Genomic DNA, 15212 nt, shown 5'->3' with positions numbered 1-15212 from the left:
TTTTCTGCCCTGATCCTGTCAAAGAGAAGAAAAGCAGAGCTTTTCATCAGCCCTTCCCATCATCCTGCAGCCATATTGACAGCCAGGCAAGTGGTAATTATATTAAAAGTGAATGTTCAAAACAAATAAACGACGAGGCAAGTCATGAGATTTGACAAATTTACCCTAAAATCGCAGGAAGCCATTGCCGAGGCCCAGTCTATAGCAGAAAAGAAGAACCACCAGCAAATCGACACGGCACATCTGCTCATGGCCCTGCTCGAACAGTCAGAAGGCGTCACCCTTCCCCTCCTTAAAAAGGCGGGCATTGATATTTCCCAACTCAGAGAGGAAACAAAAAAAGTCCTTGAGAAAGCACCCAAAGTCTACGGCAGCGGCGGCAGCCAGGTCTATCTTTCTCCAGCCCTTAACAGGTGTTTTAGCAAGGCCCGTGAAGAGGCGGGCAAACTGAAAGATGAATTTGTCAGCACCGAGCACCTGCTCATCGCCTTGTCCGAAGAAAAGGAGACTGCCGCCGCCAGGCTTCTTGCAAAGAGCGGTCTCACGAGAGATCTCATATTTAAAACCTTAAAAGAAATCAGAGGGAGCCAGCGAGTGACAGACCAGAATCCCGAAGGAAAATACCAGTCACTGGAAAAATATGCCAGAGACCTTATCGACCTTGCAAGAAGGGGCAAGCTCGATCCCGTCATCGGAAGGGATGAAGAGGTAAGAAGGGTCATCCAGGTATTGTCGAGAAGAACAAAAAATAATCCCGTCCTCATCGGTGAACCGGGTGTCGGCAAAACGGCCATCGCCGAGGGCCTTGCCCAGCGCATCGTCTCCGGCGATATTCCGGAAACGCTTAAAAACAAGAAAATTGTCGCCCTCGATATGGGGGCCCTCATTGCGGGCGCCAAATTCAGGGGAGAATTCGAGGAACGTCTTAAAGCCCTTCTCCAGGAGATTGCCGGCGCGGAGGGAGAAATTATCCTCTTTATCGACGAACTGCATACCCTCGTCGGCGCAGGCGCTGCCGAGGGCGCCATGGACGCCTCCAATATGCTAAAACCGGCCCTTGCCAGGGGTGAACTGAGATGTGTAGGCGCAACGACACTCGACGAATACCGCAAGCATATCGAAAAAGACGCCGCCCTGGAGAGGCGCTTTCAGCCCGTTCTTGTAGGTGAGCCCAATGTGGAGGATACCATTGCCATCCTGCGAGGCCTCAAGGAACGCTACGAAGTGCATCATGGTGTCAGGATTAAGGACAACGCTATTGTAGCGGCAGCCACACTCTCTAACCGCTACATTACAGATCGCTTTCTCCCTGACAAGGCCATCGATCTCATTGACGAAGCGGCATCGAGAATGCGAATCGAGATCGACTCCCTCCCCACCGAAATAGATGAAGTGGAGAGAAAGATCATCCAGTGCCAGATAGAGGCCGAGGCGCTAAAAAAGGAGAAAGACGCCGCCTCGAAAGAAAGGCTGAGCAGTGTAGAAAAGGAACTGGCTGAACTTAAGGAAAAGAGCGCCGCCATGAAAGGCCACTGGCAGGCCGAAAAAGAGACGATCCAGAAAATCAGGGAAACCAAGGAAAAGATCGAGAATACCAAAGTTGACGCTGCAAAAGCCGAAAGAGAAGGCAACCTGGGCAAGGCGGCGGAACTAAAATACGGCACACTGACAGAACTTGAAAAAAACCTTATTGATGAAAACAAGCGCCTTGAAGAGCAGCAAAAAGACAAGAAAATGCTTTCTGAAGAGGTGGATGAAGAAGAAATCGCCGCCATTGTCTCTCGCTGGACAGGCGTTCCCCTTTCAAAAATGATGGAAGGGGAAATGGATAAGCTCCTTCATACGGAAGAGCGGCTTAAAAAGCGCGTCGTAGGTCAACGCGAAGCTATCAACGCCGTTGCCAACGCCGTCAGGCGTTCAAGGGCGGGCCTTCAGGACCCCAACCGTCCTATGGGCTCTTTTATCTTCCTGGGACCCACCGGTGTGGGCAAGACGGAGCTTGCCAGAGCATTGGCCGAATTCATGTTCGACGATGAGCAGGCCATGGTAAGAATCGACATGAGTGAATATATGGAGAAGCACACCGTATCACGGCTCATCGGCGCCCCTCCCGGTTATGTGGGGTACGAGGAAGGCGGGCAACTGACGGAAGCCGTAAGGCGCAGGCCCTATTCGGTGATCCTCTTCGATGAAATCGAAAAGGCCCATAACGACGTCTTTAACGTGCTGCTCCAGGTCCTCGACGACGGAAGACTCACCGACGGACAGGGAAGGACGGTAGATTTTAAAAACACAATTCTCATTATGACCTCCAACATAGGGAGCAGGCATATCCAGGAATTTGCAGAAGGTGAATATGAAGCCATGAAAAAGCTTGTCTGGACGGAGCTCCAGGCCGGCTTCAAGCCCGAGTTCATCAACAGGGTCGATGATGTGATCATCTTCCATCAGCTCGGTCTGGAAGAAATCAAGGTCATCATCGATATTCAGCTTGAAAGACTGAAAAAGCTCCTCGCCGACAGGAAGCTCACCATAAAGCTCACTGACGCTGCTAAAGAAAGCCTCGCCACTATCGGCTTCGATCCCCAATTCGGCGCAAGGCCCCTGAAAAGGGCCATCCAGCATGAGATTCAGGACCCCCTTGCTATGGGAATACTGGCGGGAAACTTTCTTGAGGGGGATGTGATTGTTGTCGATAAGGCAGAGGGTGGAGAGAGGGCGCTTAAGTTTGAGAAGAAGTGAGAAATTAATAAGATCCAGCCCTTATGTTCCGGGATAATTCGGTATTGGAATTCACACCCGAAAGAAGGGGCTGAAATATGCAATAATCAAATATTCAGCGTAAATGATTGGTTAGCTTTTTTCTCTTATAATTTTCGCCACCTCTTCACTCTTAGTGAAATTATATGCCGCCATTAACGTATTTACTTTAGAAATTCCACCAAGCATGTAACAGTGGGAATTATTTTTCTCTATTTCAATACAACTTGCTTCAAAATATAACCCAGAGTACATTCTGAGAAATCCCTTTTTGTCAACCTCGTAAAATTCTTCCGCAACACTTGATATACCTGGAGATTTAGGCCCCCCAATCAAGACTGTAAATAATGTGTCTTCACAAGCAAAATCCTCTTCTTTGAAATTCTTATGATGAATCCACTCTACAAATCCATTGCTTTGTTCAAAGAAACTAACAATATGTATTGCACTGATACAATCGTGTTCATTAGAAACCACTAGCGCTTTAAAAGCTTTATACTTTTCCTTTTTCTTCATAGAGGGAGTGACAAGTACTTTGTCCAAGTCCTCTTCCGCTACCTTTTCTAATAGTTGCCATTCTTTAATTGTGGGATTCCAACCTCCCGGACTATATTCGCTAATATGGTCCTTTAATTCATTGTAGGCCTCAATATTCTTCTCCTTTTTAGCACCGGCAGAAAGTGATTTAGACAATTTATTTAATGACTGTGCCCGGACCCGTAAAAACTCTGCTCCGGCAAGATATCGATAGGCATCTTCCATCTCAACTTTCCGACACTGTTTTTCAGCATCCCTGCAAGCTTCAGCACACATCTCATATTCGCCTGCCCGCTGATAAACCCAGGTGCGAAGCTCTGCAAATCTTAAAGCCCAGCCCCTATCACCTTTCTTCAAATAGCTGTCGGAAAGTTTTTGAGAAACCTCTCCACAAGCTTTGTCAAAGTTAGCAGCAATCTCTTTTAACGTTAAAGTTCTATCTGCTTTGCTTTCATCATTTTCACAAACAACTGTTATCCAATAAGCAAATGTATCAAGCCAGTCCGCCTTGGTCTTCCCGTTTTTCATCTTTTTTAGCGTCTCAAGCAAAGCATTGAGAATTTCCCTTATTACTTCTAAATTCTCTTTTTCTAAAAAAGTCTTGAATTCCTGCTCGAAACCATACTGCCGTTCCGGGCTTTGCTGCTTTTTCAAATACTCAACATCGGCAATTAAGTTCCTCAAATCATTCCAGGAGCCTGCTTGAACCAAATGGGAAAATAGATTATTCATAATATATTTTTGTTTATCCTCATTTTCTTTATTATATATCAATTTATTCTCCTTCCACCACTCAAGCAGGGCTCCTCCCAGATTTTCATGCAAAGACAACAGGTGATCATTCTTTATTTTGGCCAGCAAATGATCTCTTTGCAAATCATGAAGCGAATATTGATATGGCGGTGTATCTCTATAAAATTGAAGCAAGGAACGGCTCACAAGTTTCTGAAAAATGAGGTCAAAATCACGCGTTTTCAGGTTTTTCGAATGGTCCGAAATCAACCACAACATTGTTATGACAGATTCCGGCAAAGGTTCTCCCCCGGGAAAAACAGCCATATCAAGGTAACACCTGGAGTATTTTATCCTATTATCTTCACTTTCCAGGGTTTTAAAGCTTACTTCAAGGCATTGATATACATTTTGATACTCCGAATAATCAGGAAGTTGACTCTGAATATAAGTAAGGTCAGCTTCTTGCAGTGCCTCGAGCAAACTCGTCCAGGCAACAGGACGGCGGCCGCTTGCCATTGCACCGCACAATGAGAGAGCAAAAGGGAGATAACCGCATGCTTTGGCGACAGACCGAGCCTCACGGGGCATTTCTTCCATTGTCGAGTTGCACCAGTCAGCAAGCAGTTGAATCGCAGAATTTTCACTAAGCACTCTCAACTGATGTAATCGATCCTCAAAGCCCACCGCAACCGCTTCATTGCGAGTGGTAACCAGAAGTCCACACTCTGAGCCAAGAGTATTAACAAAAGTATTAACTTGGGCAGTATCCCAAACATTATCAAGTATAATTAAGGAAGCTTTTTTTTCAAGGTATTGCCTTAGGCTTGTTTTTGCACCATCAAGATCAGAATACTTTTCTGTTATTTTATCACCGAAAGCCAGTGCGGCCTGCTGCAATGCTTTTATAAGTATTTCATCGGGTTTTTTACCCTCACCCAAATTATCGAGTTTTATTAATTTGATACCATGAAAAAAAGCCCAGCGTACTTCACAGGATTTAGCAAATGAAGCAGCGAGCACAGATTTCCCCATTCCTCCCATTCCGCTGATAAAAGCTATTTTACTTTTAAGGGCTATTCTGTCTGGCAGCAATGCACTTTTCAACCAGGCAAGATCTTCACTACGGGGCCAATAATGTTCCGGGAGTTTAGGTGTCTCATTAAAACCGATTACTACAGGCTTTTTCAGGGTTTTCTTGATTTGTTTCCAGGCATGCTCTAATTGGGAAGTTTCTGTAAAATCCAATACATGTGCTCTCCTTAACTCCTCCGGCAGATCATCCATTTTTCCCTTCCGCAAAATGGTCGTCACAACCTTGCACTTCTGATGAAAGGCATAATCGATCTCGTCTCGCACATATTTCGATTCAAGTACGGCAGGTCCAAAAATCAGGAATAGTCGATCTACTTCTTCTATGGCAAGCCTTATTTCCTCCGTGAATTGAAGCGCCCTGGAAGGCATGGACTCTCTATCCCACCAAACATGGTGTCCCTCCTTGTCAAGCCATGTGCAAAGATTTTTTATAAAATCTTCATCTTTATCATCTCTAGCATAAGATATGAATATTTTACTCATAAATCCCCGCCTGTTCGGATAGTCCTGTCCCACCACACGGACCATCCCTGCTCCGCAAGGACTTCCGCCAAAGGCTTTACCTTTTCACGGCCTTCACTTGAATAACTGATAAAAATATCACTCATTGGTTCTTCCCATTTATTAACACGGCTATTGAAAGTATTACAATTTACCCCTCCTAACCTCCCCTTAGCAAGGGAAGGAAGCAATCTATACCCTCCTTGCCAAGGGTTGAACAGGGGGAGGTCGAAATCCGGCATACCTATTCCGTAAGGAACAGTTTTTCATCCCGTCTGATTAACAACTCACGTTTAAAAAGTCGCTTTCTTTTGCAATTCCACTTCTATTTCCTTCGCCCAGGCAACATCCTCACCCCTGGCTTCCCTGGCCTCCCGAATTAACCTCAAATTCCTCACCGTCGTCTCCGGCTCCCACACCTCCCGAATAGACGCCAGCGCATCACCGAGAGCAGTCATTGCCTTTTCTTCATCCTTTGCCAATACAGCCAGTTCAAGACCTGTGGCATAATCCCAATAATCGGGCTTGCCGGCAGCAATTTTACGTTCCACGGAATAGCGAACAACAGGTATTATCTCTACCCACCGGGGATCGGGCGGTTCTTTTAATTCCATAAGGGTTACGACATTTATCCCGGGATAGGCGTCACGCCAGTCCGCTTCAAAGCCTTTCAGGTAGGCGTCTATTGCCTTGCCGAGCAAGGAATTGGCAAGAAATATTTCACCATTTTTTGACGCAGCCTCCCACCTGTCCTTATAAACACGACCGAGGATTCCATAGGTCTCACTGCCGGGCCCTCTTTTTTCAATGAGGTCTAAAAGGACTTTTTCCGCCTTCTCTCCCTCCCCCTTCCTGTTTAAGGCCAACGCCAGCTGCTCCTGCACCATGACTGTTGCAGCCAGGGGCGGCGTCATTTGGTCCACAAGAGAAACCATTTCATGCCAGCCTTTAAGGGCACGGTAAGAAAGGAACAGATCAAGTACAACACCGGATTCAATATTTTGAAGATAACCAAGATCCGCTTCGATCGCCTTGAGTGCATCGAGGCCTTCCTTTCGGGCACCAGCCAGTTTATCTTTTAATTGCCGGGAGTATTTCACATGATCCCGGAAAACATCTGTCTTCTTATGGTCAATATCAGGAAAATCTTCAACAAGGTCATAAAGAGGGCTATCCGTAGCCCCTTCTTTTGCTTCAAACAATCTCTCTTTCAGGGCTTTTTTAGACCCATCAATATTAGTAGGCTTACCATCTGCAGCCAGTTTGTAGGGCAGCGCTCGTAGAGGTGCCACATCGAAAGGCAACTGACTGCCCCCTTCGGCAAAGACAAGAACAGTGCTCCACTCACGCGTCGCATGACGAATGCCGAGTTCATAAAAAACGTTAGCATTGGCTGTGGTGAGGTCCGCTACGGCATATTCACATAAAATAAGCCGCTCAAACATGGGTTTGTGGATAATACCGCCGGTCATTTCTTCGTCGGCACGGAGCGGCTCAAGTCCCGCCTCTTCAATGGCCGGGGCTATCAAATCGGAATAGACGGCGTCAAAATCGATCATCTTTCCTGAGGCATCCGCTTTCTTGCCGAAGGGCATGAGGATAAAGCAGAGTGGTTTCATTAAGCTCTCCAAATAAGAGTTGTTTAATGATTGATAGCTTAAATAAGTCTTTAACTTGCGACACGAAAAACGTTATTTCTGTTTTCCTTCTTTTGTTCCCTCATTTTTTATATACTGTCCCCAGTTTGAATGTTCGCTGGAAATAATCGCCTCAACTCGCTTGACCAGGAGCGGGAACGGATTGTCGATATCGTATGGTTCACATTTTGTTTGAAATAAGAATTTTTCATGTGTCAGAGTTTCACAAGTTGTTCTGTATTCAGTCCATATCTCCTGGAATTTGTAAAGCGTAATTATTCCTGAAATAACGGCAACAATAACTCCAAGCAAACCTGTAATCACACCAAAGAAGGGTTTTGCATCACTCATAAAACCAACAAAGAAAGGAATGGACGTAGCGGCTATTATTTCAATAATTTTTAAACCTTTATACCACTTCTGGTGCCATTGGCTTTTCTTGTTGTACCAGTTAATCTGGTCATCCAGTCTCTCCTGGAGATACTTTTTTTCATCCATAAAACAACCTGATAAAATATTTACGTACTCTTTACAAAAACTACAAAAAAAGCCTGCATCGGCTTATACCAAATGCAGGCTTTTTCTATAGGCAATCCAAAACATCGACTTTCCCCCAATTAAGATGAATTAAAAGAATTTCCTCAGATATTAATTCATGTGGCACACACTATTAACTATGGGCTAAACTGTCAAGAAAAAAACGGCAAAATTTCACTGCATGTTACTCCTTACGTCAAGCTGACGGATCGATTTCTGTTTTTGTTATTTCACCTTTTCAGGTAATATCTGCCGGGCTGAACGAGGTCTTTTCGAAGAGTTATGCAGATGAAAACAGGGGAATAAAGGAGTATATTTTTTCATACCCAATTATACCCTTTGCCCTTATATTCACTGCTCCTTTTCTATGATAAAGGTGCTTAACCTGGCGCCATTCACCACCGTTCCCTTTTATGTCCTGTGGGTGCTGCCGTGAAAAGCTCTTATCTGTGCCAATCGGCATACCATTATCTTTTCTATTTTTCCCTTCGTGAAACTTCGTGGCCCTTCGTGGATAAAATCTTTTAAAATCCGCATTCCGCAATCCCAAATCCGCAATCAAAACAGGGTATTTTCAGGTCAATTCACAATTATCAGCACTTATATCAAAAAATAATGGTATATGGTTATTAACGTTTCTCAAAAAGAGTGGTGGTCAATACAGCGGGACTTGCTTAACAGTTTGAAACCCGCATCGCTTATGCCAGGCCGGTATGTATCCCCGCACCCATTAGAGTTAAAATTATAGTTCAATAAACAAATAAAGGAGCGCCATTTAAATGAAAAAAAATATACTGCTTTTAATCATTTCCTTTTTGATAATCCTTCCCTTTCCGTCTACTTCAATAGCCCTTGGGGAGAAGAGAATCAACAAGATGCTTTCTTCTATGCCACGCATAACCCACTTCAATAAGGATAAAGCAAAAAAAATAAAGTCAAAGTTAATTTATAAAAGACTGGATATGTATTTGTTAAGTTCAGAGGAATTAAAAATAGCCGTTAAGAAACGACATCCCGCGAAAAAAAATATTTATATGCCCGGTGAATTTATTGTCCGGCTCAAAGGCAAAGGGCGCATATATCCCAGGGTTAAACCATCAAAAGTTATCGACCCCATTACCTTATCAGTAATGAACAATCTTAAAAAGAGAAGTAAAGAAATACTTTATATTGAGCCAAACTATATTGTACAGGTAAATAGTACAGACCCCATATTTGGTGACCAGTGGGCCCTTCATAATACGGGACAAAGCGGAGGCACTGTTGATGCGGATATCGATGCCCCCAAAGCATGGGCCATTAGTGAAGGTTCTGAGGAAGTCGTCATTGCCGTCATTGATACGGGTATCGACTTAAACCATGAAGATCTAAGTGCAAATCTATGGGTAAATAACGGTGAAATTCCAGGGAATGGGATAGATGATGATGACAATGGTTATGTTGATGATGTCCATGGATATACAACAGCCTTCGGCTACAACGGACCTCCAATGGATGTTTTAGGACATGGGACTCATGTTGCAGGCACAATTGCTTCGGAAAAAGATAATAATCTGGGGGGAGCAGGCACCTGCCCCAATTGTAAAGTCATGGCGATCAAAGCCTTTGGGGATGATGGTAAGGGTTATACATCAAACATAATAAGTGGATTGCTTTACGGGCGGTATAATGGTGCAAAGGTATTCAATATGAGCTTTGGCGGTATTATTTATAAGCAAAGCCTTTATGAAGTTATTCAGGATGGTTATAATTACTATGGCATTTTCCATGTAGCCTCGGCAGGGAATAGAAATTCCGACAAAAAAGTATATCCTGCTGCCTATGACAATGTTCTGGCCGTTGCCAGCACTGACGACGATGATATTAAAGCCGGCCACAGCAGTTATGGCGAATGGGTAGATATCTCGGCTCCCGGTAAGATAATCTTGTCTTCCTTTCCTCCAGGGACCGATATTACAAACTCATGTGGAGACTCAACCCATGGCGATCCTGATGACGGATACGGCAATTGTAATGGAACGTCAATGGCATCTCCTCATGCCGCTGCCGTCGGAGGGCTTCTCTACTCCCACATTCCCGGCATTAGCCCCGATGATTCAAAAATGCTTATAAAGGTAAATGCCGATAATATTTATGATATTCCGGGAAATACCCAGTACGATGGATTACTGGGAACAGGGCGGCTAAATGCAATGAATACATTAAAACAGATATCTGATTTGCGCGTCACTCGATTTAAAATAAATATAGTGAGTCCCGATAAACTTAATTTACCTATTACGATAAAAAATTTCGGCCCTGGAAAGGCGAAATTATCAACTTTTGGAATCTCAATTAACGGCAAAGTTAAAATGTTTGGTGGAACACCTGCCCTTAATCCCGGAGAAGAGTACAGTAAAACCCAGGCCTTTCCCCTTGATCATAAGCCGAATGATAAACTCACGCTTAAAGCAGATTTTAATAATGCCGTTAAAGAGTACAGGGAAAACAATAATTCCAAATCCCGTATTATTCCGCATCCCGACTTAAAGGTCAGCGATTTTTTGGTAAAAGGAGATTTGAAATTAAAAAAACTCATAGTCTCTTTCACTATAAAGAACAAAGGAGCGTCCAAAACACCTGCTTCCGCATATGCAATAAAGAGAAATGGAAGTAATATCAATACCGGAGCCATCCCTTCTCTTTCGCCTCAAAGTAGTAAAAATTTCGGTTTAATCCTCGATTTACCCTTTACCAATAACGATATCTTCCTGTTAATGGCTGATAGCAATGAAACTATTACCGAGAGTAACGAGAATAACAACTCTATGGAAACAACCATCACTCCTATAGAGCTCCCACTATCAAACACAGAGATTAAGAAATGAGACCTTTATCAAGGCATTAACACAAGAAAAGAGTTAAAGAATTTTATTTCAATCCCCTGAAGAAATAAATTTTATTATGATCAAATGTAACTATTCAGTCAATTTTGAGTAACCCCTCCCAGCCTCTACCCTCAAGGGGCATTAAAAAGAACCCTTAGCCCAATGGGAGGAGTTTTAATCCCTTATCTTGGGTCAAAATTAGAGCAACTCCTTGTTTTTAACCTCCCCCTTGGGCTAAGGGGGATTGAGGGGGTTACTAAAGTATGGACACTGAATAGTTATGATCAAATTAACAGACAGAACTAACCAAAGGGGACATTAGAGCGGCCTTTCTTTTGCATACTTTATCTTTTACCCTTCCTCTGTGCGCTTTTATGCCCTGTGGGCGCTGCGGCGAAAAGCCCTAATCCCTGCAACATACAACACTGCCTTTCCAGAAAAGACAAGCTTTACCGGACTAACCAGACTTGTCAAATTGAAAGTCAAACTTTCAATTTGACAAGAAGAGGAGATTCCTTTTATACTCTCATTATGTTCAATCGCACCCTTGCAGAAAAAGTAAATCGCCTTGCAGGGCAGTTCCCCGTCGTATCCATCATGGGGCCTCGCCAGTCAGGAAAAACGACCCTTTCTAAAGCGGTCTTTCAGGACCACGACTATGTGAGCCTCGAAGAGCCCAACGAGCGGGACTTTGCCCTGGCAGACCCTAAAGGTTTCCTTAAGCGATTCAGCGGCGGGGTCATACTGGACGAAATACAAAGAGCGCCCGCACTGCTCTCCTATATTCAGGGGATAGTCGATAGCGAGGACAGGCCGGGGCGTTTCATCCTCACAGGCTCACAGCAGTTTCACCTCATGGACAGCATGAACCAGACGCTGGCGGGAAGAACGGCCATTGTACAGCTTCTTCCACTCAGCATAAACGAACTGCTGGAAGAGGAATCTCCCGATCCCTGGAAAGTGGATATCTTGCCGCCCGCGAGAAAACATCCGAAATTTGATCTTGAAGAGATCATCTTCAAAGGGTGCTATCCCCGTATACACGACAAGGGACTGGATCCCCGGGACTGGCTGTCATCCTACTACCGGACCTACGTAGAAAGGGATGTACGGGATATTGTAAATCTCGTAAACCTCGAAACATTTCAGCGTTTTGTCAGGCTCTGCGCAGGCAGAACAGGGCAACTGCTTAACCTCTCATCTCTCGGCGCCGACTGCGGCATCTCACATACAACGGCAAGACACTGGATATCAGTGCTGCAGGCGGGTTTTATCATCCATCTCCTCCAACCCCACCACGCCAATTTTTCAAAGCGGCTCATAAAAAGCCCCAAACTCTACTTTCTCGATACGGGACTTTTATGTTACCTGCTAAGACTGCGGGGACCCGGGGATATAGCGGCGCATCCATTGAGAGGGATGATATTCGAAACCTTTGTCATATCAGAACTCTACAAAAACTTCGCCCACAAAGGAGAAACACCGCCCCTCTACTTCTGGCGGGACAGGACAGGCCATGAGGTCGATGTAGTAATAGACAGGGGAAGTGATCTGCTCCCGCTGGAAATCAAGTCAGGCGAAACCGTGGACGGTTCCTTTTTTAACGGGCTAAAGTACTTGAGCGCACTGGGACCAGAGGTTTCAAAAAGAGGTGTCCTTATCCACGGCGGAGGCGCCCTCTATGAAAGGGAGGGCTTTCTTGTGCGCCCCTGGTTTCAACCCGTCTAAAGGGTAACGTTTTCCCGAAGCTCTTTTCCCCTTCATCATAACCTCCCCTGTCAAGAGCTTATGCCTTTATACCCCTTGAGGGCAGAGGCAGGCCACAAAAAAGCTCTTGCCCTTCCTCTGCGTTCTTTTATGCCATGCGGGTGCTGTTGTAAAAAGTCCTTTTAAGGTTTTAAAATCCAGTCAATCCTGTAAATCCTGTCAAAGAAAAAAAGATTTTTTCATTTAGCAAAAGAATCCAAACACAGAGGATATACCTTTGCTTTGCTCTGATTTTTTCCCATCAAACGCAGCTGAGGGGAGCTGTTCTCTGTGGAAAAAGGGTTTATACTGTCTGAGCGAAGCGAGTTTATAAACCCGCCACAGATAACAGTGGAGCGAGGGAAGCCGAAGGCCAAGTTGTAGGGCGGCCTTTCTTTTGCATACTTTATCTTTGGCCGTCAAAGAAAAGTATGAAAGCTCTTGACCTTCCTCTGCGCTCCCTGCGCCTCTGCGCGAAACAAAATTCTTATCCATACCATCGGCATACCATTATCTTTTCTATTTTTCCCTTCGTGAAACTTCGTGACCCTTCGTGGTTCAAAATCTTTTAAAATCCGCAATCGAAACGTTACATTTTCAGGACAACACAAAGTTTTTTATCCTTTTGATATGAGAGACAAAGTGTATTAAGAATATCTCTATCCACATTACCGCAGAAAGTGAACAGCACCGAAATCAGTGCTGAGCATCAAATTGTGAAATTACCTCGGTGAGTACTTTAACATTTTCAAGAGTCACAGCATTGTATAAACTGGCCCTTAACCCTTTTTGGCTTCGGTGTCCCGCAATGCCTATGATTTTTTTCTCCTTACAGAAGGCAACAAATTTATTGTCCCTCTCTTCACATCCTGTAGTAAAGAGAACGTTCATTTTAGAACGATTTTTAACCGGAACAGGACATCTAAACTTTTTGGCGCTGTCAATAGCATCGTAGAGCAGTTTTGCCTTCTCGTTATTTAATGCCTCCATGGCAGTTACACCACCTATTTCACTCTCCAGCCACTTCTGCATCAGGTTGGCTACATAGATGGAGAATACAGGCGGTGTATGGTAATTTGATTTACTCTCAATATGAGTTCTATATTGAAGAAACTGTGACATTTCACTGTTATCCATAATATACTTTTTTCTCACGGCAACAAAGGTCATGCCGGCAAGTCCCACATTTTTTTGTGCGTGAGCATAGATACAGGCTACCTTATCCAGATTCATCCTATAGCTTAAAATATCACTTGAGGCATCCAGAACTAAAGGAGTGGCCATATCCGGGAAATCATGGAACTGAGTACCTACAACGGTATTATTGGTGCACAGATGAAGATATCTGGCAGATTCATTTGTCATAGTTGAATCAATTATGGGCAATTTATAGTAGTTATCGTCGGCTCCGGATGCAATCACTTTAACCTGCCGTTTACAGAGCTTCGCCTCGTTTATCGCTTTTTGCGACCAGTATCCCGTATCTGCATACTCTATAAGATCACCCGCCTGGGAGAGATTCATCGGCACCATCAAAAACTGCATCGTTCCGCCGCCTTGCAGGAGCATGACTTCCCATGCTTCATCAAGCCCCAGCAGTCTTTTAAATCCCTCCACAGTCTCATCAATAAGCTCTACAATTTCACTGCTGCGGTGGCTAAGCTCCATTACAGAGACACCGCTGTTTTTATATGAGAAAAGATCGCTCTCAATCTTTTGTAATACAGACCTTGGGAGAGCTCCCGGCCCGGCATAAAAATTATGCGCTTTCATCTTTTAGATTCTCTTATATTTAGCAGTTTTTTGAGATTGATATGAATAAAATAGCGTGTCTCACCATCAATAACGGTGGTATCAATGACATCAAATTTAAGAATCCTTTTATGAAGCGGAAGTGGACGGGGGGCCGTTGTTGCCAAAACATCTGTAAATCCGTGTTTAAATAACATTTGGCAAACTTTTATCCCCTTCTTTCCATGTATTATATTTTTGGTTGAAAACAACGTAAGGATTTCACAAATACGTATTGTTTCATTGTCTTTATTAGTAGAGAAGTGGAATCCGTACTCACTGTATTGAAACTTTTTCTGTCCCACATTACAAGCAACCGCACCAAAAATATGGTCTTTTTCCAGAAAATTGAAAATAGCTTGATCGCTATATGGAATCTTTGTCTCGATTCGTCTATTTTGATCATCAAATCTCCAGATCTGACGGATAAGAGCCTGTTTTTCAAGCTTTATGAATGCTTGATAAAACCGCTCTTCATAATCCCTTAAAGCGACTGGATTGCTCGTATCAAGCAACTGTAAACATGGAAGTTCTGTTTTTATCATTGTGTCGTAAAGGTGGTTGCGCTACGAATGTAGAATGCCTAAAAGTTATTAGCTAGTGTCCATCCAGAAACTATAATAAATGAAACTTTGTTTTCAATTCGGAAAGGAGGGATTTTTTGCAAGGTCAAGGAAATCAAGGATTTCGCCGAGTTGTACTCCTGTACATCGCACAAGCAAAGCCGAAGATTGACGCAGAGATTGCGAAAAAGCACCCTTGACCGATGAAAACTAGCTAGTTTTCCCGATAATATCAAAAGTAGATATCTATTACAAAGTTTTATTGCTATATTTCTCACTTTTCAGATAATTTAGGACAGGAAAAGGGGACAGGCTGGAATGGCGCTAAGTTAAGCACCGTTCCCTTTTATGCCCTGTGGGTGCTGTGTCCTCCGTGGCAAATTTTCTTTTTAATATGCCTTTCAATCCGCAATCCGCAATCGAAAATCAACAATCCCCAAACGGGG

The 15212-nt window shown here is 44.0% G+C and carries 11 protein-coding genes; 3 read left to right on the top strand and 8 right to left on the bottom strand.

The genetic code is table 11. The features are described 5' to 3' along the window. The first annotated feature begins 144 nt into the window (after positions 1-144). Positions 145-2742, top strand: a complete 2598-nt coding sequence (gene clpB / locus OEV42_03635) for an ATP-dependent chaperone ClpB (protein MDH3973351.1) — start codon at positions 145-147, stop codon at positions 2740-2742. Positions 2743-2853: 111 nt separating this feature from the next. On the opposite strand, the gene OEV42_03630 is transcribed toward clpB, so the two are convergent. From OEV42_03630 to OEV42_03610, 5 genes are all read right to left on the bottom strand, one after another. Continuing rightward, positions 2854-5607, bottom strand: coding sequence for an NB-ARC domain-containing protein (locus OEV42_03630; GenBank protein ID MDH3973350.1), 2754 nt, complete (start codon positions 5605-5607; stop codon positions 2854-2856). Continuing rightward, positions 5604-5732 carry a toll/interleukin-1 receptor domain-containing protein gene (locus OEV42_03625; GenBank protein ID MDH3973349.1) on the bottom strand — a complete coding sequence of 43 codons (129 nt, stop codon included), beginning with the start codon at positions 5730-5732 and terminating at the stop codon, positions 5604-5606. Before OEV42_03625 ends, OEV42_03630 begins: the two co-directional genes overlap by 4 nt. A gap of 186 nt (positions 5733-5918) precedes the next feature. Next, positions 5919-7244, bottom strand: a complete 1326-nt coding sequence (locus OEV42_03620) for a DUF4071 domain-containing protein (GenBank protein MDH3973348.1) — start codon at positions 7242-7244, stop codon at positions 5919-5921. A gap of 72 nt (positions 7245-7316) precedes the next feature. Further along, a complete protein-coding gene (locus OEV42_03615) occupies positions 7317-7760 on the bottom strand; it encodes a DUF4231 domain-containing protein (GenBank protein MDH3973347.1) in 444 nt (147 codons plus the stop codon). Positions 7761-8079: 319 nt separating this feature from the next. Continuing rightward, a complete protein-coding gene (locus tag OEV42_03610) occupies positions 8080-8361 on the bottom strand; it encodes a hypothetical protein (GenBank protein MDH3973346.1) in 282 nt (93 codons plus the stop codon). Positions 8362-8578: 217 nt separating this feature from the next. Between OEV42_03610 and OEV42_03605 the strand changes: the two genes are divergently transcribed. Both OEV42_03605 and OEV42_03600 read left to right on the top strand, forming a co-directional pair. Further along, entirely contained in the window at positions 8579-10666 is a 2088-nt protein-coding gene (locus tag OEV42_03605; GenBank protein ID MDH3973345.1) for a S8 family serine peptidase, read from the top strand. 531 nt (positions 10667-11197) lie between these two features. Beyond that, on the top strand, positions 11198-12394 hold the full coding sequence (locus OEV42_03600; GenBank protein ID MDH3973344.1) for an ATP-binding protein: 1197 nt from the start codon (positions 11198-11200) through the stop codon (positions 12392-12394). Positions 12395-12616: 222 nt separating this feature from the next. Here OEV42_03600 and OEV42_03595 read toward each other — a convergent pair whose 3' ends face one another. The 3 genes from OEV42_03595 to OEV42_03585 form a co-directional block, all read right to left on the bottom strand. After that, positions 12617-12907 carry a hypothetical protein gene (locus OEV42_03595; protein ID MDH3973343.1) on the bottom strand — a complete coding sequence of 97 codons (291 nt, stop codon included), beginning with the start codon at positions 12905-12907 and terminating at the stop codon, positions 12617-12619. A 201-nt stretch (positions 12908-13108) separates the two neighbouring features. Continuing rightward, a complete protein-coding gene (gene serC / locus OEV42_03590; protein MDH3973342.1) occupies positions 13109-14185 on the bottom strand; it encodes a 3-phosphoserine/phosphohydroxythreonine transaminase in 1077 nt (358 codons plus the stop codon). Beyond that, positions 14182-14748, bottom strand: a complete 567-nt coding sequence (locus tag OEV42_03585; protein ID MDH3973341.1) for a hypothetical protein — start codon at positions 14746-14748, stop codon at positions 14182-14184. Before OEV42_03585 ends, serC begins: the two co-directional genes overlap by 4 nt. Positions 14749-15212 lie beyond the last annotated feature (464 nt).

This window comes from Deltaproteobacteria bacterium (genome assembly GCA_029860075.1).
GTDB lineage: Bacteria > Desulfobacterota > JADFVX01 > JADFVX01 > JADFVX01 > JAOUBX01.
The sequence above is the reverse complement of the archived record's forward strand: the minus strand, read 5'-3'. Positions and strand labels throughout refer to the sequence as shown.